This window comes from Rhodospirillum centenum SW (assembly GCF_000016185.1).
In the GTDB taxonomy this organism is placed as follows: domain Bacteria; phylum Pseudomonadota; class Alphaproteobacteria; order Azospirillales; family Azospirillaceae; genus Rhodocista; species Rhodocista centena.
Genome location: NC_011420.2, coordinates 4,113,911 through 4,132,120 on the forward strand (window position 1 = coordinate 4,113,911; position 18,210 = coordinate 4,132,120).

Annotated in this window: 10 protein-coding genes; 6 read left to right on the plus strand and 4 right to left on the minus strand. The window is 70.3% G+C overall.

Annotation, left to right across the window (positions count from 1 at the left end; all coding sequences use genetic code 11):
• The first annotated feature begins 7 nt into the window (after positions 1-7).
• The 6 genes from RC1_RS18720 (at position 8) to RC1_RS18745 (ending at position 8,541) form a co-directional block, all read left to right on the plus strand.
• Positions 8-772, plus strand: a complete 765-nt coding sequence (locus tag RC1_RS18720; protein ID WP_012569032.1) for an MlaA family lipoprotein — start codon at positions 8-10, stop codon at positions 770-772.
• Between the two features lie 357 nt (positions 773-1,129).
• Positions 1,130-1,645: a RidA family protein gene (locus tag RC1_RS18725; protein ID WP_012569033.1), complete on the plus strand. Its 516-nt coding sequence runs from the start codon at positions 1,130-1,132 to the stop codon at positions 1,643-1,645.
• A gap of 205 nt (positions 1,646-1,850) precedes the next feature.
• The gene (locus tag RC1_RS18730) at positions 1,851-4,349 is read left to right on the plus strand and encodes a TonB-dependent receptor plug domain-containing protein (protein ID WP_234703800.1); all 2,499 of its coding nucleotides are present in this window, start codon (positions 1,851-1,853) and stop codon (positions 4,347-4,349) included.
• 183 nt (positions 4,350-4,532) lie between these two features.
• Positions 4,533-6,095: a flavin monoamine oxidase family protein gene (locus RC1_RS18735; protein ID WP_234703801.1), complete on the plus strand. Its 1,563-nt coding sequence runs from the start codon at positions 4,533-4,535 to the stop codon at positions 6,093-6,095.
• Between the two features lie 16 nt (positions 6,096-6,111).
• Positions 6,112-6,564, plus strand: coding sequence for a c-type cytochrome (locus RC1_RS18740; RefSeq protein WP_012569037.1), 453 nt, complete (start codon positions 6,112-6,114; stop codon positions 6,562-6,564).
• Positions 6,565-6,756: 192 nt separating this feature from the next.
• Positions 6,757-8,541 (plus strand): sensor domain-containing diguanylate cyclase, encoded by a 1,785-nt coding sequence (locus tag RC1_RS18745; protein ID WP_012569038.1) that lies wholly within the window; start codon positions 6,757-6,759, stop codon positions 8,539-8,541.
• Between the two features lie 9 nt (positions 8,542-8,550).
• Here the strand turns inward: RC1_RS18745 and RC1_RS18750 are convergent, their stop codons facing one another.
• The 4 genes from RC1_RS18750 to RC1_RS18765 all read right to left on the minus strand — a co-directional run bounded on the left by RC1_RS18750 (position 8,551) and on the right by RC1_RS18765 (position 18,182).
• Positions 8,551-9,858 (minus strand): NAD(P)/FAD-dependent oxidoreductase, encoded by a 1,308-nt coding sequence (locus tag RC1_RS18750; protein ID WP_012569039.1) that lies wholly within the window; start codon positions 9,856-9,858, stop codon positions 8,551-8,553.
• 334 nt (positions 9,859-10,192) lie between these two features.
• Positions 10,193-14,659: a translocation/assembly module TamB domain-containing protein gene (locus RC1_RS18755; protein WP_012569040.1), complete on the minus strand. Its 4,467-nt coding sequence runs from the start codon at positions 14,657-14,659 to the stop codon at positions 10,193-10,195.
• Between the two features lie 75 nt (positions 14,660-14,734).
• Complete coding sequence (locus RC1_RS18760) at positions 14,735-16,585, minus strand: autotransporter assembly complex protein TamA (RefSeq protein ID WP_234703802.1); 1,851 nt, start codon at positions 16,583-16,585, stop codon at positions 14,735-14,737.
• Between the two features lie 94 nt (positions 16,586-16,679).
• Complete coding sequence (locus RC1_RS18765) at positions 16,680-18,182, minus strand: AMP nucleosidase (protein ID WP_012569042.1); 1,503 nt, start codon at positions 18,180-18,182, stop codon at positions 16,680-16,682.
• Between the last annotated feature and the right edge of the window lie 28 nt (positions 18,183-18,210).

Genomic DNA, 18,210 nt, shown 5'->3' on the forward strand with positions numbered 1-18,210 from the left:
GCCGGACATGCCCCGCCGCGCTCCCCTCAGCGCCCTGGCCCGGCCGCTGCTGCTCGTTCTGCTTCTCGGCGGCTGTGCGGGCACGGCCGATCCCGGCGGCCATGCGCCGCCACAGCGCCAGCTTCCCGACCTCTACGACCGGCCGACGCAGGTGCGCGACCCGCTCTACGTCCCCGATCCGCTGGAGGGGACGAACCGCCGGCTCTACCGCTTCAATGCCCGGCTCGACGAGTACGTGCTGATCCCTGTCGTCGATGCCTATGTCGCGGTCACGCCGGGCTTCGTGCGCAAGCGCGTGTCGTCCTTCTTCCTGAATCTGGGCGAGATCAACACCTTCCTCAATTCGGTGCTGCAACTGCGGGCGGGCAAAGCCGGGCCGACGCTGGTGCGTTTCGCGGTGAACTCCACCCTGGGCCTTCTGGGCCTGTTCGACGTGGCGTCGGAGCTGGGCATCCGGCGCGAGTCCGAGGATTTCGGCCAGACGCTGGGCTACTGGGGCGTGGGGCCAGGGGCCTATCTGGTGCTGCCTGCCCTTGGTCCCTCCAACGTGCGCGATGCGGTGGGGCAGGTGCTGGACTGGGCCAGTTTCTCCTACATCATGCCCGACCGGATCGACGGGCATACGGGCTACAAGGTTGCCCGCTACGGGCTGGGGCCCGTCGACACCCGCTACCGGGTGCCCTTCCGCTACCATTCCACCGGCTCGCCCTTCGAGTACGAGCTGGTCCGCTACGGCCTGACCGAGGCCCGGGCCGTGGAGGTCCAGCGATAGGGGCTCGCAGGGGCTTTTCTTTCCCGTAGTCTTTCCCCTCTGTCAGATCGAGATACCGGCAGGCGACCCGTCTGCCTGCCGGGTGCGTCGCCGTCTGCAAGTGACCTCAAGGGCTTGGGCGGGTTTGCCGCAGTGCGGCCGGTTGCCGCGGAACTGGGCATGTGCGCGAATCCCGGGCGGACTGACCGAATAATCACCAAGAGATGCCAAGGAAAGGCCGCGGAAATCAAGATTTCGCGGCCGCAGAAATGTGGCGCGCTAATTGCAAGAATATGGCCAGCGCGGGACGCTGGAGACATACCAACATAAGTTGTGCATCCGGGCCCGTTTCCTGGTTCACCAGCAAGGAGGCTGAAGTTGAAGTTCATCCGATCCATGTCCCTGGTGCTCGGCGCTGCCGCCCTCCTTTCCGGCGGGGCCGTCCAGGCCGAGGAGATCAAGCGGACCAACGTCCCGGACTTTCCCATCGCCTCCGTCGTTCAGGTGCCGCCGGGCTCGACCTTCTATTTCCTCAGCGGCACGGTGCCGCCGATCGTCGATGCCGAGGCGCCGAAGGGCAGCATCCGCTCCTTCGGCAGCACGAAGACCCAGACCGTCAATGTGCTGAACCGGATCAAGGACATCCTCGCCGGGCAGGGCCTCGCCCTGGGGGATGTGATCCAGATGACCGTGTTCCTGGTCGGCGATCCCGAGATCGGCGGCCGGATGGACTTCGCCGGCATGATGGAGGGCTATTCGCAGTTCTTCGGTACGCCGGACCAGCCGAACAAGCCGACCCGGTCCACCGTCCAGGTGGCGGGCCTCGTGAGTCCGGGCATGCTCGTGGAGATCGAGGTCCTGGCGGCCAAGGCCCCCGCGCCCGCTACGCCGTGACGGGTCGGCGGCGCCCCGGGGCAACCGGATAACCCGGACCCCACGGGCAGGGGCGCCGCCTGCTTCCGACGACAAGACAGGGGAACGGGCCGTCTCCGGACGGTCCCGCACCAGCCGGCATGCCTGGCTGAACGAACCCCTGCGTCTCCGGGGAGGGAAGGTCTCCTGGAAGGGGCCTGACCGAATGAACAGGGAGCCGCACACAATGAGAAGCAGTCAGAAGGGCAGTCTTCAGAAGGGCAGTCTGACGGGTACTCTCCCGCGCAGGGGGAGCGGCATCGCCGATACTGTTTCCCGGCGCCTCATGCTGGGGCTGGCGGCCGGAAGCTGCCTTGTCCCGGTCCTGTCTCCGCCGGCGCTGGCGCAGGAGAGCCTGGACGAGATCATCGTGACGGGCACGCGCGTCAGCAACCGCACGGCCACGGAATCGCTCTCCCCCATCGACGTGTTCGGGGCCGACGATCTGCAACGCCAGGGACCGACGGACACCAACGACATCCTGCGGACGCTGGTTCCGTCCTTCAATGTCAGCCGCAACGCGATCTCCGACGGCTCCACCTTCGTCCGGCCGCCGACGTTGCGGGGCCTTCCCCCCGACCAGACCCTGGTCCTGGTGAACGGCAAGCGCCGCCACCGCTCGGCCCTGGTCCAGCTCGGCGGCGGTGCGCTGGCCGCGGGCGCCCAGGCTCCCGATCTGGCGCAGATCCCCAGCATCGCCATCAAGCAGGTCGAAGTGCTGCGCGACGGCGCCTCGGCCCAGTACGGCTCCGACGCCATCGCCGGCGTCATCAACTTCCAGCTCAAGGATGATGCCGACGGCGGCTCGGCCAGCCTGCAATACGGCTCCACCTTCGAGGGCGACGGCGACAATCTGCGGGCCCAGGCCAATGTCGGGCTGCCGCTGGGCGATACCGGCTTCTTCAATGCCAGCGCGGAGTACGTGAACGCCGACCCGACCAACCGCGGGCTCCAGCATCCGGAAGCGACGGCCGGGGCGCCCGATCCGGTGATGAACTGGGGCGACCCGAATTCCGAGGCCGAGCGCCTGTTCGTCAATTCCGGCATCGACCTGGGCGAAGGCAAGAGCATCTTCGCCTTCGGCAACTACGGCAGCAGCAAGACGGACGGCAGTTTCTACTACCGCCCGCCGACACTGGATCACGCCGTGAACGGGCCGACGATCCCGGTTCCCGGCCAGCCCTCCGGCTTCCGCTTCACCGACTGGTTTCCGGACGGCTTCACGCCCCGCTTCTACGGCGACCTCAAGGACGCCTCCATCGTCGGCGGGTTCCGCCACGAGCTGGACTCCGGCTTCCGCTATGAGCTGAGCGCCGGTTTCGGGCGCAGCCAGCTTGACTACGACCTGAAGAACACGGTCAACCCGTCGCTCGGCCCCGACAGCCCGACCTCCTTCTATGTCGGCCGGATGGTGCAGGAGGAGACGAACCTCAACGCCGACTTCGCCTATCCGGTCGAGGTCGGGCTGGCCAGCCCGCTGAACATCGCCTTCGGTGGTGAGTACCGGCGCGAGCTGTATGAGATCGGCCCCGGCGATACCGCCTCCTACGCGGTCGGCCCCTACGCCTACTTCATCGATGCGCGCACCGGCCTGCCGACGGGCCTGCCGGTCGGCTCCAACGGTTATCCGGGGTTCCGGCCCGAGGATTCGGGGGAGTTCAAGCGCGACAACGTCGCCGCCTATCTCGATACCGAGGTCGATCTCGTCGAAGGCTTCACCCTGGGCGTCGCCGGCCGCTACGAGGACTTCGACGATTTCGGAGACAAGATCAACTGGAAGGTCAGCGGCCGCTACGAGCTGACGGACGACCTGGCCCTGCGCGGCTCCGTCAACACCGGCTTCCGGGTGCCGACACCGGGTCAGGCGCAGACCTCGTCGGTGCAGACGACCTTCGTCGCCGGCAACCCCAACCCGGTGGCCCGCGGCACCTATCCCGCCGCCAGCGTCGTCGCCCGCTACTTCGGGGCCGAGCCGCTGACGCCGGAGGAATCCTTCAACATCGCCGGCGGCTTCGTGGCGACGCTGCCGGGCGCCGTGACCCTGACGGTCGACTACTACAACATCAAGGTCGAGGACCGCATCGCCATCTCCGGCGACTTCGAGCCGACCGCGGCGGACCAGGCCGCCCTGGCGGCGCTGGGCGTGCCGGGGGCGAACACGCTGGGGCTGGTCAATTACTTCACCAACGCCTTCGACACCCGGACCGAGGGCATCGACGTCGTCGCCAACACCAGCTTTGATGCCGGCGAGGGCACCCTGGCCCTGACCGGCGCCCTCAACTACAACCGCACCAAGGTCACCAAACGCGACGAGACGGTGATCGGCGACACGCGCAAGGCCGACATCGAGGACATGCTCCCCGACTGGCGCGGCACCCTCACGGCCCTCTACACGATCGGGCCGTTCTCGCTCCAGACCCGCGGCAGCTACTATTCCAAGTGGACGGACACCGGTTCCTACGCCCAGACCTTCGGGTCGGAATGGCTGTTCGATGCCGAGGTCTCCTACACCCATGCGGAGTGGCTGACGCTCTCCGTCGGGGTGGACAACCTCTTCGACAACCATCCGGACCGCGTCTACACGCAGGCTGACGGAACCTACTCCTACGGGCAGGTCTACCCGGACAGTTCGCCCTTCGGGTACAATGGCGGGCTCTGGTACGCCCGCCTCACGGCCACCTTCTGACGTCGTCCGCAGCGATGCGGGCGAGGGCGCCCGCATCGCCTCGGCCTGATCCGCAAGGCCGGTGTCCCCCAGTCCATGGTGCGCACCGGCCGCGATGTTCGAGGTTACGGAATGCTCCCATCACCATCCCATCCCATCGGTGCCGCGGTCCGTGGTCCCCTGACGCGCCGGCGTCTTCTGGCCATGATCGGCGTATCGGCCGGCAGCTCGCTGATGTACCAGGCCGCCAGCAGCCTGGGGCTGGCCGCGGAGTCCGAGTTCAAGGGACCGCCGGCATTGTCCGCGGCGCCCGCCGGGGCCTCCGTGCTGATCCTGGGGGCTGGCGTCGCCGGCCTCGTGGCCGCCTACGAGCTGTCGAAGGCGGGCTACAGGGTCCAGGTCCTGGAATACCGCGACCGGCCGGGCGGCCGCTGCTGGACCCTGCGCGGCGGCGACGTCTACACGGAGCTGGGCGGCTTCACCCAGACGGTCGGCTTCGATCCCGGCAACTACGTCAATCCGGGACCCTGGCGCATTCCCCACCATCACCACGGGGTGATGCACTACTGCATGACCCTGGGCGTTCCGCTGGAGCCCTTCACCCAGGTCAACTACAACGCCTACGTCCATTCCAAGGACGCCTTCGGCGGCAAGCCGGTCCGCTACCGCGAGGTCGAAGCCGACTTCCAGGGCCATGTGGCGGACCTGCTGGCCAAGCTCGCGCACAAGGGCGGGCTCGATGGTCTGGTCGAGAAGGAGGACACCGAGCGCCTGCTGGAAGCCCTGCGCGACTGGGGGGCGCTGGACCGCGAGATGCAGTACCGCGCGGGTGGGGAGTCCAGCATGCGCCGGGGCTTCGCCAGACCGCCCGGCGGCGGTCTGTCGGGTGAGCCGGTCCCGTCCGAGCCGATCGGCTTCGCTGACATCCTGCGCTCCGGCCTCTGGCGCCAGATCGCCGCCGGCAACGAACTGGAATTCCAGACCACCCTGTTCCAGCCCGTGGGCGGCATGGACAGGGTGGCCTACGCTCTGGCGGAGCAGGTCAAGGACAGGATCCGCTACGGGGCACGGGTCCGCGGCATCCACCAGGACGACAGCGGCGTCACCGTCAGCTTCGACGACGGCAAGGGGGGCGGTCCGGAGATGGCCCGGGCGGACTGGTGCCTCTGCACCATCCCGCTCTCGGTCCTCAGCCAGATTCCGCTCAATGTCGGCCCGGACATGGCGCATGCCATCGCCGCTGTCCCGTATGAGGCCAGCCTGAAGATCGGGTTGCAGTTCAAGCGCCGCTTCTGGGAACAGGACGACGCCATCTATGGCGGGATGAGCTACACCGACCTGCCCATCTCGCTGATCGGCTACCCCAACACCGGCTACGGCTCCAAGGGCAAGGCGGTGCTGCTCGGCGCCTATGCCTGGGGACCCTACGCCTACGAGTTCAGCGCCATGCCGCCGGAGGAGCGGGTCCGGCGGGCCGTGGAGTTCGGCGCCCAGATCCATCCGCAGTACCGGGAGGAGTTCGACTGCGGCGTCGCCGTGGCCTGGCACCGGGTGCCCTGGACCATGGGCTGCTTCGGCCACTGGACCGAGAAGACCCGGGCCCAGCACTACCGCAACCTCTGCCAGATCGACGGCCGCATCCTGCTGGCCGGCGAGCACGCCTCCTACCTGCCCGCCTGGCAGGAAGGCGCCGTCACCTCGGCCCTGGACGCCATCACCCGCCTGCACCAGCGCATCGTCGCGCAGCCCGCGCCGTCGAAGACCTGAAGGGGAGGAAAGGACGATGAAAGCGATGATGAACCCGACGCGGAAGCGGACCCTGTCCGGGCTCCTTGGCACGGCTGCGGTCCTTGCGGCGGTCACCGCCGTTCTGCCGGCGGCGGCGCAGTCCACCGACGTGCAGTCCAGCGCCTTCGCGGCACCGGACCGTTTCGCCTACAGTGACGGCGGCGAGCTTTACCGCGCCATCTGCCAGGGCTGCCACATGCCGACGGGGGAGGGGGCTTCCGGTGCCGGCGCCTATCCGGCACTGGCCGCAAATCCCAATCTGGAGGTCGCGGCCTATCCGGTTTCCATGGTGGTGGGTGGACGCAAGGCGATGCCGTCCTTCTCCTTCCTCTCGGATGCGCAGATCAGTGCCGTGGTCGGCTATGTCCGCACCCATTTCGGCAACCAGTTCCCCGATCCCGTCCCGGTCGAGGAGGTGGCGGCGGCCCGGCAGGCTGCGCACAACTGAGGATGGCGTCCACGGGATCCGGGGCGGCGGCACCCCCGCCGCCGATCCCCCGCCTGCGCCGCGTTCCACCCGCCCCGATCCGCCGTCTGCCGCCGATGCGCATAAATGCGCATGCTTCATGTTTCCTTCCTGCAAAGGAGTGCTAATTTTGAGCTAAACTAATCCCAGACATCCTTGGTTGAAGCGGGCAGCATGACCGGTCGAATCGATTGGATCAGGAGGGGGGGCGAGAGCCGTGCCCGGCAGGACAGTCACGACCGGCAGGACGGTGTCGCCAGACTGCGGCCGGTGCAGGCCGTGGCCGACCGGCCGTCGTCCCCGGATCCCCCGGTCCCCGACGGCTCCACCTTCGACGCCCTCTTCGCCACCAATGCCGCCCCGATCCTGCTGATCGACCCGGAGCGCGACGGCGCCATCGTCGATGTGAACCCGAAGGCGGCCGAGTTCTACGGCCACAGCCGGGAACGGTTCCGGACCCTGCATGTCTGGGACATCAACACCCTGGACCGCTCCGTCCTGCCGGTGATGCGGGAAATCTCCTCCTGGAGCGGCGGGCATTATCCCCAGCGGTTCCGCCATCGCATGGCCGACGGCTCGCTGCGCGATGTCCAGGTCTATGCCGGCCCCATCCAGCTCCAGGGTCGGCGCCTGCTGCTCTGCATCATCCATGACGTGACGGCGGTGATCGAGGCCGAGCTGTTCAACCGGCTGCTCCTTGAAAGCGTGCAGGACGGTGTCTGCGGTGTCGATCTCCTGGGCAACGTCACCTTCGTGAATCCGGCAGCGGTACAGGCCTTCGGCTACAGCCACGAGAGCGAGCTGATGCGGGGCGGCATCGGCCGTTTCCTCGTTCCCGGCGGGACCGGGGCCGCGGCGCATCCCGTCCTGCAGGTCGCGGCGACGGGCAGCCCTGTCCGCGATCTTGAATGCCCCCTCTTCCGCCAGGACGGATCGCCGTTCCCGGCACGGATCACCGCCAGCCCCGTGCGTGGCCGGGACGGGGTTGTCGGGGTCGTTGTCAGCTTCTGCGACCTGACGGAGGAGAAGGAGCGCGACGCGCGGGTCACCGACCTCACCAACTCCTTGCCGGGGGCGGTCTTCCAGGCCGAGATCCGGCCCGACGGCCGGGTGTTGCCGACCTATTTCAGTTCCGCCGCCAACACGCTGGTGGGTCTGCCGCCGGGTGCCGATCTGACGATGCCCGGGGTGCTGGCGGGCGCCATGAGCCGCAAGCAGTGGATCGGAGTCCTGTACGGGCTGCGCCGGGCCGCGCGGGAGGGTGTGGCCTGGGACCAGGAGTTCCACGTCCATCCGCCCGAGGCCGGGACGGACGGGGCAGGGGGCGCCGATCCGGCCCCCGGACGTTGGCTGCTGGGCCGGGCCCGGCCGCGGCCGCGGCCGGACGGCACCGTCTCCATCAACGGCGTGCTGCTGGACATCACCGAGCGCAAGCGGCTGGAGGCGTCGCTGGAGCAGGCGGCGCTGAACGATCCCCTGACGGGCGTCTGGAACCGCCGCCGCTTCGAACAGGCGCTGGAGGAAGCGGCCGCGCGCGCCCTGCGCTACGGGCGCCCCTTCTCGCTGCTGCTGATCGACATCGACCATTTCAAGCAGTTCAACGACACGCACGGCCACGCCCTCGGGGACCGGGCGTTGCAGATGGTGGCGGGCGTCCTGGCCGGGCGCTCGCGGCAGGTGGACTGCCTCGCCCGGTGGGGCGGGGAGGAGTTCTCCCTGCTGTTGCCCGAGACGGATGCCGTCTCGGCGCAGGCCCTGGCCTCTGACCTGCGCCGCGCCGTCGCCGCGCTGTCCATCGCCGACGTCGGGCCAGGGGACGTCGGGCCAGGGGGCGTCACCGTCAGCATCGGCGTCGGGCAGGCCACCCCGGGTGAGAGCATCGACGCCCTGTTCCGGCGGGTGGACGCGGCTCTCTACCGCGCCAAGGCCGCCGGCCGGAACCAGGTTCACCTGGCCTGAGACGGCTGCTCAGTCCTGTCCGACGGGCGCTGCGACGACATCGGGGCGCGACTTGATCAGGCGGATGTTGAGCTGGTCGAGCAGCAGCTTCTCATAGAAAGGCTGCTTCCGTCCGACCCTGATCTTGTTCATGAAGTAGCGCTCGAAGCCGATCTTTGCCCAGTGGACCCAGCGGCCCTTGGACGACCAGTTGACGTTGCGCGGGGGGATCTGGGGCTGGGCCACGAAGGCCACCCCGCCGTCGCCGAAATCGGCAAGGCAGACGGCGTTCCAGGTCGCCTGGCTGTGGGCCGGCCTGCCGCGCAGCAGGCAGCGCAGATTCTCCGCCGTGGCGGTGACCATGGATTCGATCATGAAGCCGGTCTTCGGCACGCCGACCGGCACCGGCGTCGGCCCCGTCGGTGCGATCGCCACGCAGACGCCGACGGCGAACACGTTCGGGAAGGTCGGATTGCGCTGGTAGGCGTCCACGACGACGAAGCCGCGGGGGTTCACCAGCCCTTCCGCACCGCGCAGGGCCGCCACGCCGCGGAAGGCCGGCAGGATCATGGAATAGGCGAAGGGCAGGGCGTGGGTCCTGCGGATCTGGCCGTCGTCGGTCAGTTCCTCCACGCTCATGCTGCCCGCTTCCACCCCCAGGATGCGGGCGTTGGTGATCCATTTGATGTGCCGGTTGCGCAGTTCGCTTTCCAGCAGCGACTTGGTGTCCCCCACCCCGTCCAGTCCCAGATGTCCGATATAGGGCTCGGCCGTCACGAAGGTCATGGGAACCTGGTCGCGGATGCGGCGGCGGCGCAGTTCCGTATCCAGGATCAGGGCGAACTCGTAGGCCGGACCGAAGCACGAAGCCCCTTGTGCCGCCCCGACGATGATCGGGCCGGGTTTCGCCAGGAAGCGGTCGAAGGCTTCCTTGGCCTTCACGGCGTGGTCGATATGGCAGATGGAATGCGTGAAGCCGTCCGGTCCCAGGCCCGGGACCTCGTCGAAGGCCAGCTCCGGTCCGGTGGCGATCACCAGATAGTCGTAGCCGAGCGACGACCCATCGGTAAGGTCGATCCGGTTCTCTGCCGGATGCAGGCGCTCCGCGCCGGTGGAGACGAACCTGATCCGGCGGCGTGCCATGACGTTGTCCAGATCGACTTCAATGTCCTGCCGGTCCCGCCACCCGACTGCGATCCACGGATTGGACGGAACGAAGTGGAAGGTCCGGCCCTGACCGATCACGGTCAGGCGGTCTTCTTTTCTCAGGGTCGGCAGGATTTCGAAAGCTGCCAGCGTTCCCCCCAGGCCCGCGCCCAGGACCACGATCTCGGCCATGCGTTCCTCCCATCGGGTGGCGGATACCCGCCGTGCCATTTCCCTGGGGCTGGCAGAACCCAGCCCGAGCTGCCCCTTTCTTTTATCTTCGGAGCTTCGCAGATAAGAAATAACATGACGATCCGCCCCTGGCAAGACGACATGAATGAACCGGCGCCGGCATCTGGTGTGTCCGGCTCAGACGGTTCTCCGACACGCAGTATGGATGGTCCGACAGGCTGATCCGATGCCGGTGCCGGAGCGGGCCGGCCTTGCCCCCGGTCGCGGGAGGGCTGCGTCCGGCCCACGGCGGCCCCCAGGGGCAGCCTCCGGCCGCCCGGTGATCCCGCTGGGATCAGTAATCCCACTGGAACTGGACGCCGACCTTGCTCTCGCGGCCGACTTCACCGCGCAGGCGGATCGCCTCGGTGACGTCGTACTCCACCGTGGCGCGGCTCTCGCCGGTGCCCAGATCCTGCTCCACGCCGAGATAGACCTCGTCGCCGATGTAGCGGCCGGCGGCCACGGTGCCCAGGCCCTCGCCGGTTTCCGAGCCGCGCAGCTCCAGCCGGTCCACCCCCAGGGAGCGTCGGAAATCGTCCAGCACGCCGGGGCCGCTGCCCAGAACGCCCGTGAGCTGGGCGGCGCTCTGGGCGAGCTGCACCGCCTCCAGCGCGGACAGGTCGCCCAGGCCCCGGTCGAACAGCAGCCGGGCCAGCACCTCGTCCTCCGGCAGGGCCGGTTCGGAGGTCAGCTTGACCGCCGGCTTGGACGGGGTGCCGCTGACGGCGATGATGGCGGTCAGGTTGCCGCGCTCGGCGCGCGCTTCCAGGTCCAGCCGCGGCTCCAGCGAACCGTCGCCGGTGAAGGTCAGGACCCCGCGGCTGAGGGCGAAGGTCTGGCCCAGCACGTCGGCCTGTCCCTTCAGCAGCGTGATGGCGCCGACCACCAGCGGTTCGTCCGTGGAGCCGCGCACGTCCAGGTCGGCCTTGAATTCGGCATCCACGCCGCGGCCCTGGATGTAGATCTCGTTCGGTGCCTGCACGTCCAGGTCCAGGTTGATCCGGATGCCGGTGTCGGGGGCAGGGGGCTCGGGCGCCGTCTCGGCCACGGCCGTGGGCGGCGGCGGGGCATCGCCGGCCGGTGCCGCCGGACGGTCCAGGCCGGCACGGTCCGGCGCGCTGCGGCCGCCCGGCGGCTTGTGCCCGGGCACCCGCATGGACCGGGCTATTTCCTCCGCGCCGGGGCTGTTGACCTCCTGGATCTCCAGGTCCACCACCTGCCGCGGCAGCCGGTCGGGGATGCTCACATTGGCCTGCCGGATACGCACCCCGCCCGACAGCAGCGCCTGCACGAAGCTGCCGCGCAGGGTCAGGTCGGCGTCGGCATCGGCCCGGACCAGATCGGTCTGCGCCACGCGGGCGCGGTCGGCCAGCAGGCGCAGGTCGATCTGGCGGTCCCCGAAGGCGGGGTCCAGACGCACGGCGCCGCTCAGCTCGATCCGGCCCCCGTTGGGCGTGCGGCCTTGCAGGTCGCGCACGCGCAGCCCGTCCGGGTCGCCGACCAGGGTGCCCTGGATCTCCTGGACGACGGTGCCCAGCGTCTGATTCTCGTAGCGTCCCCCGGCGATGCTGGCGGTTCCGGCCAGGGCGGTGTCTCCCGCCGTGCCCGTCAGGTCCAGATCGGCGGTCAGCCGGCCGGCGATGCGGTCGCCGCTGGCGGCCAGCAGGTCGTTGAGCTGCGACAGCTCCAGGGTGCCCTCCAGGCTGCCGGAGACCGGCCGGTCCGCCGGTACGGCGAAGGACAGGGGGGCGGCCGCCAGCACCAGCGGCAGGTCGGCGCGGGCGGTCAGGTCGGCCGTGCCGGCCTTGCTGTCCGTCTCCGCCGTCAGCCGGGCCCGGCCGCCGCGCCAGTCGCCGGTGATGCGGATGTCCACGGGGGCGATCACGGTCTGCTCCGCCGGGGCGACGCGGAAGCGGGCGATGGTCAGACGCAGGTTGCCGGTCGGGTCGGCCGGGCTGCCGCCCAGGGTCAGGGTCCCGTCCAGGCTGCCGTCCACGGTCAGGGTCGGATCGGCCAGTTGCAGGAGCGCGAGTGGAACCGAGCGCAGCCGGGCGTCGGCCTGGAAGCGCCGTGGACCCAGGTCGGCCTCCAGCGCGATGCGGGCGTCGGCGGAGGCGAGCGCCAGCCCGTCCACCCGCAGGCTCCCGTCGCCGAAGGCCAGCACCGCCGGCTTCGTCAATCGCAGCGGGGTGCCGCCAAGGTCGGCGGACAGGCGCTCCAGCGCGATCCGGGTCGCGTCCGCGTCCTGCCCCAGGGTCGCGGCCCCGCTCAGGGTCAGGGGCTGCCCGGCCCGTCGGCCCGCCGCCTCCACCGTCAGGGCGGCGGCCGTCAGGGGGCCGCGGGCGGTGGCCTCCAGCCGTTCCAGGGTCATGTCGGATGCGCGCAGCCCGCTGCCGCTCAGGCGCAGGTCCAGCGTCGGCTTCGTCACGGCGTCGCTGATGCTCCCGGACAGTGCGATCCGGCGGGCTCCCTGGCCGGCGCCGGGCCGGTCCAGCTCGCGCAGGGTCGCGTCCAGCTCCACCCGCTGCCCGCCGCGCCGGGTGCTCAGCACGACGCGGCCCTCGCCCCGGCCCGACAGCTTCTGGCCGGCCAGCGCGGCCAGCGGTGACAGGTCGGGCAGGCCGGCCGTGAGCGTGCCGTCGGCGGTGCGGGCGGCAAGATCGGCCACCACGTCGCCCGTGACGCTGTTCTCCGCGACCCGGAGGTCCAGATCGGAAAGCCGCAGGCTGTCCCCGGCCAGGGCGAAGCGGCCGGACAGTCGGGCCGGTTCGCCTTCCACCTGCGTCCGGGCGCTCAGCGTCCCCTCGGGGGCGGCGGGCAGGCCGGTGGCGGAAAGCTCCAGCGTGGCCTCTCCGTAGCGCCGCCCCTGCACGGCAAGGTCGGCGGCGCTGCCCGTCGCCTCCAGGTCCAGGGCTTCCGTCGGCCCCGCGATCCGGGCGGTGAGCTGCACCGAGCCCGCCAGCGGCGTACCCAGCGCCGCTCCCAGCGGCGCCAGATCGGCGAGCGTCGCCTTCGTCTCCGCCGTCAGCCGCCCGGCCTCCAGCCGGGCGGTGCCGGAAGCCGCCAGCCGGCCCGTCTTCAGCGACAGGGCGGGAACCCGGAGCGCGTCGTCGCTGACGATGCGGCCGGCCAGTTTCGTCTCAGGCCCCAGAAGGGCATCCGCGGCGGCGATGCCGGTGGCGAGCTTCCGTCCGGTGGCGTCGATCTCCGCCGTCAGCACGCCGTTCCGGCGGGTGATCCCCGCCGTTGCCGCCAGCGCCCCGGACAGGTCGGTGCCGGCCAGCCCCGACAGGGGGGCCAGGCTGTCCGCCGTCAGCCGGAGGGCCGCCTCGGCCTCCGTCCCCCAGCCGCGCAGGGTGGCGCTGCCGGTGGCATCCAGGGCGGGGGCATCCAGGGACAGCCGGTCCAGCCGGACCACCCCCTCCGCCGTCTCCACCATGCCGCCGGCCGACAGGATGGTGCGCGGGGCCAGCAGGGGGGCCAGCCGCGCATCCCCTGCCGTGGCGCCCTGGAGCATGGCCGTCGCCGTCACCGCCAGCCGGTCGAAGCCGTCCTGCGGCTCCACGGTGGCGTCCAGCACCAGCGTCTCCGCACCGAACTGGCCCCAGGCGGGGTCGTCGGCGGTCAGTCTGGCGACGATGGCGGGGCCGGCAGCCGGCCCTTCGATCCGGGCGGCGAGCTGGGCGTTGCCGAAGACCGGCTCCGTCAGCACCGTATGCAGGGCCGACTCCGCTCCGGCACTGAAGATCAGGCCGGCGTTGAGCGCGTCCGACGCGATGTCGTAGACGCCCTGGCCGGCCAGCGTTCCGGCGGCGGTGGTGACGGTGAAGCCGTCCAGGGCGATCCGCTCGCCGGGCCGCAGCAGGCCGCCCGCGGCCACCGTGACCGTGCGGCCCAGCAGGGCGCCGACCGTGTCCGGCGCCAGGGCTGCCACGTTGCCGGACAGGTCCAGGCCGAAGGCGAAGGCATCGCCGGTCGGGCGGATGCGGGCCTCCCCGGTCGCGCTGGCGACATCGCCGGCGCTGGCCTCCAGGCGTCCGGTCCAGTCGGTCAGGGGGCCTTCGCCGGTGACGGCCACGTCCACCGGCGGTCGGCCGGGGATCTCCAGCAGCCGGGCCAGCACACCGCCGGCCGGTTCGGCCAGCCGCAGATCCAGATCCAGGCTCGTTCCCGGGACGTAGGTCGCGCGCAGGGCAGCGGTGCCGGGGCTCTCATCGATGCGCTCGACGCGCAGATCCACGCTGCCGCCCAGCCGGCCGGCGGGCAGACTGCCTTGGCCTCCGGCCGTCAGCAGGGCAGGGGTGCCGCCCAGCAGGGCCGCCCCCAGTTCGACCCGCTCCAACGCCAGCCGGTCCACGTCCACCGCCACCGGCAGGGAGAAGGGGCCGGCGTCGGTCTCCGGTTCCGGGTCGGGATCGGACACGGGGGCGCGGGCCACCGCGACACGGCCCGCCGTCAGCGCGTCCACCTGCACGGTGCCGGTCAGCAGATCCAGCGGCGACCAGTCCAGCCGCGCCCCCTCCACCGTCAGCCAGACACCCTCGCGGTCGGCCAGGGTCAGCCGGGCGACGCCCAGGTCGAACAGGCCGCCTTCCGCTCCCTCGATCTCCAACCCGGGGACCAGCGGTTCCACCTGCGCCAGCACCGTCTCCCGTCCGCCGGGCGTGGACAGCCAGACCAGCGCCCCGGCCACGGCCAGGACGACCAGCCCCAGAAGGGTTCCGACGATCCAGAGGGTCCAACGCAGTGCAGGATGCATCCGGCTTCCCCGCCTTCTTCTTTCATTTCACACGGACCCGGCGGGATGCCGCGTCCGGACCGGCCCCCGGCGGCGTCAGAACGCCTGTCCGATGCTGACATAGAACTGGAAACTGGAATCGCCCTCCTGCTTGTTCAGCGGAACGGCGAAGTCCACCCGGATCGGGCCGATCCCGGTGTAGTAGCGGGCACCGATGCCGGCGCCCCAGCGCAGCTCCTCCCCGAAATCGGGGAAGGTCTCGTCATAGACGTTGCCGGCATCCACGAAGGGCACGATGCCGATGCTGTCGGTCACCTTGATGCGCAGTTCGACACTCGCCTCGATCAGCGACTTGCCGCCCAGCGGGTCGCCGTCGGGGGCCTTCGGGCCGACCTCCTGGTAGCCGTAGCCGCGGATCGAGCCGCCGCCGCCGGCATAGAACCGCTTGTCGGCGGGCACCCCCGCCAGCGTCGAGCCGAAGATGCTGCCGTAGGAGAGGCGCCCCGCGGCCACGTAGTCGCCGCTGCCGGTCAGGTCCCAGTAGGTGCTGCCGGTCAGCCGGCTGACGGTGAAGTTGTCGCTGTCCCCGAAGGGGACGACATAGGGCGTCACCAGGGCGCTCAGGCGGAAGCCGGATGTGGGGTTCAGCAGATCGTTGCTGCGGTCCCAGGTCACCGCCGCGGGCACGCCGACCAGGGTGTTCGTCGTCTCCCGCAGCCCGTCCTCGACGCGCGACTGTTCGAAGGTCACGCCCAGGCTGCCGGTCAGGCTGTCCGTCAGCGGCCGTTCGACGATGGCGGACAGCACGACGGCATCGCGCCGGTAGGCGTCGGGCCGTTCCGACAGGATCTCGCCCGACAGGGACAGCGACTGGCCCCGGCTCAGAAAATCCGGCTCGCGGTAGAGCACGTTCAGATTGTAGTCGTAGTCCGTCGGGTTCAGGTTCGCATCGCGGGCGATGCCGGAGATTTCGGCGCCGACCCGGAGCCGCTCCGCCCCGCCCAGCAGGTTGCGGTGACCCCAGTAGGCGTTGGCGCCGAACCCCTCCGAGGTGGAATAGTCGAAGCCGAAGCCGATGAAGCGCATGTCCTGTTCGCGCACGACGACGTTCACCGGGGCTTCCGTTCCCTGCGCGGGCTCCGGCCCCAAGGCCAGCCGGACGCTGTTGAAGACGCCCAGTTCCGTCAGGGATTCCTGGGCCTTGTCCATCAGGGCGGGGTCGTAGCGGTCGCCCCGTTTCCAGGGCAGGCGTCGGCGGACGGCGATCCCCCCCACCGTGTCCAGACCACTGACGCTGACCTCTCCGAACTGCACCAAGGGGCCCGGCAGTACCGTGAAGTCGATGTCCATGGCCTGGCGGGCATGATCGACCAGCACCCTGCGGTCCAGCACCCGGGCATAGGCATAGCCCTCCGCCGCCAGCCGGGCGCGCAGCCGGTCCTCCGCGTCCATCACGGCGGCGCCGCGGGCGGGGGAACCGGGGGGCAGCCCCACGTCCCCGGGCGCGATCGCGCCGCCCGGCAGCACCTCTCCCGATGTCGTCCGGACGGAGACGGTGCCGATGGTGTAACGCTGCCCCGGCCGGACCCGGACCGTGACCGTAGCCGGGCTGGCGCCGGTGTCCACGTCGATGTCCAGCACGGCGGCGAAATATCCCTCCGACCGCAGCGCGGCGGCCAGCCGGTCACGGTCCGCCTCGGCCCGCCGACGCAGGCCGATGGGGGAGGGGGGCGGCTGGTCGCGCAGGGCGACCAGCCGGGACACCTCCTCCAGCAGCCCGCGCACATCGCCGGTTCCGTCCAGCCCGGTCAGCTCGACGGTGTAGGGGGTCTCCTGCGCCCTGGCGGCCTTCGGCTGCGTCAGCAGGACCGGCAGCGCCAACAGCACCAGCAGGGGCAGGAAACGGATGGGGAAGCCGGCCTGTCGGGCCGTCGGGGGTGGCATCATGTCGGACATAACGGTCGCGGGCGGCGGGAGGACACTCTGTCCGGCGAAATGGGGCGAAAAACCGGATGAGCGGCCTCCCGGCCGGGGCCCGCGTCTACTGGAACGCCGCCTCGACGAAGCTGCGCAGCTTGCGGCTGTGCAGCTTCTCCAGCCCGTAGTCGCGCATGATCTCCAGCGCCAGCATGCCGATGGCCAGGTGCTGGTCCACCCGCTCGCGGTAGAACCGGTTGGCCATGCCCGGCAGCTTCAGCTCGCCGTGCAGCGGCTTGTCGGAGACGCACAGCAGCGTGCCGTAGGGCACCCGGAAACGGAAGCCGTTGGCGGCGACGGTGGCGCTCTCCATGTCCAGCGCGATGGCGCGGGACTGGCTGAAGCGCTGCACCGGCTCGCGGTAGTCGCGCAGCTCCCAGTTGCGGTTGTCGATGGTGGCGACGGTCCCCGTCCGCATGATCGCCTTCAGGTCATAGCCTTCCAGCCCGGTGATGCGGGCCACCGCCCCTTCCAGCGCCACCTGCACCTCGGCCAGCGGCGGCACCGGAACCCAGGTCGGCAGGTCGGCGTCCAGCACCTTGTCCTCGCGGACATAGCCGTGCGCCAGCACGTAGTCGCCCAGCCGCTGGGTGTCGCGCAGGCCGGCGCAGTGGCCCAGCATCAGCCAGACATGCGGGCGCAGCACGGCGATGTGGTCGCTGATCGTCTTGGCGTTGGAGGGGCCGACGCCGATGTTGACGATGGTGATGCCGTTCCCGTCCGCCCGCTTCAGGTGGTAGGCCGGCATCTGCGGCAGCCGCGCTGCCCGCTCGCCCTCCGGCTCCCGGCCGGGATGCACCGCCTGGTTCCAGGTGATGCGGTCGCCCGGTTCGACGAAGGCGACATACTGCCGGCGGTATTCGGCCACCGCCGGATCGTCGGCGGGCTGCATGATCTCGTGCCCGCGGCGCACGAACTCGTCGATGTAGAACTGGTAGTTCGTGAACAGCACGTAGTTCTGCACATGGTCCGGGCTGGTCGCCGTGTAGTGCTTCAGCCGGTGCAGGCTGTAGTCCACCCGTGGCGCCGTGAACAGGGCCAGCGGCTCCGGCTCGCCCGGCGGGGTCACATGCGTGCCGTTGACGATGCTGTCGTCCATCAGCGACAGGTCGGGCAGGTCGAAGAACTCCCGGAGCTGGTGCAGCCGCTCGGGATCCAGGTTGCCCTCCACATGCATGCCTTCCGGAAAGGCGAACTGGATCGGGATGGGGACATCGGAGACCCCGACCTCCAGCGGTGCGGCGTGGTTCTTCAGGAGCTGCCGGAACTGCTCGCGGTAATAGTGGCCGAAGATGTCCGGCCGGGTCAGCGTCGTGCGGTAGAGGCCCGGGGCCGCGACGAACCCGAAGGAGAGACGGCTGTCCACCCGGGGCTCGTGCTGGACGCGGATCTGTACGAAGGGATAGCAGGCCCGCACCCGCCCGCCCAGGTCGGCGCCGCCGGCGAAGGCGGCGAATCGGTCGCGCAGATGGCCCGCGGCGATGTCGTACAGCTCGGCGACGCGGCGCAGCGCCGCGTCAGCATCCTGGAAACTCTCGATCTTTCCATGTTCGACCGTGCCAGGCACGTCGTCCTCCTCTTCTTTCCTTTTCTTC

Bases quoted from the DNA above. Each gene is read 5' to 3' on its own strand.
- RC1_RS18720 (WP_012569032.1), top strand. From the start codon at position 8: ATGCCCCGCCGCGCTCCCCTCAGCGCCCTGGCCCGGCCGCTGCTGCTC.
- RC1_RS18730 (WP_234703800.1), top strand. From the start codon at position 1,851: ATGAGAAGCAGTCAGAAGGGCAGTCTTCAGAAGGGCAGTCTGACGGGT.
- RC1_RS18735 (WP_234703801.1), top strand. From the start codon at position 4,533: ATGATCGGCGTATCGGCCGGCAGCTCGCTGATGTACCAGGCCGCCAGC.
- RC1_RS18740 (WP_012569037.1), top strand. From the start codon at position 6,112: ATGAAAGCGATGATGAACCCGACGCGGAAGCGGACCCTGTCCGGGCTC.
- RC1_RS18745 (WP_012569038.1), top strand. From the start codon at position 6,757: ATGACCGGTCGAATCGATTGGATCAGGAGGGGGGGCGAGAGCCGTGCC.
- RC1_RS18750 (WP_012569039.1), bottom strand. From the start codon at position 9,858: ATGGCCGAGATCGTGGTCCTGGGCGCGGGCCTGGGGGGAACGCTGGCA.
- RC1_RS18755 (WP_012569040.1), bottom strand. From the start codon at position 14,659: ATGCATCCTGCACTGCGTTGGACCCTCTGGATCGTCGGAACCCTTCTG.
- RC1_RS18760 (WP_234703802.1), bottom strand. From the start codon at position 16,585: ATGATGCCACCCCCGACGGCCCGACAGGCCGGCTTCCCCATCCGTTTC.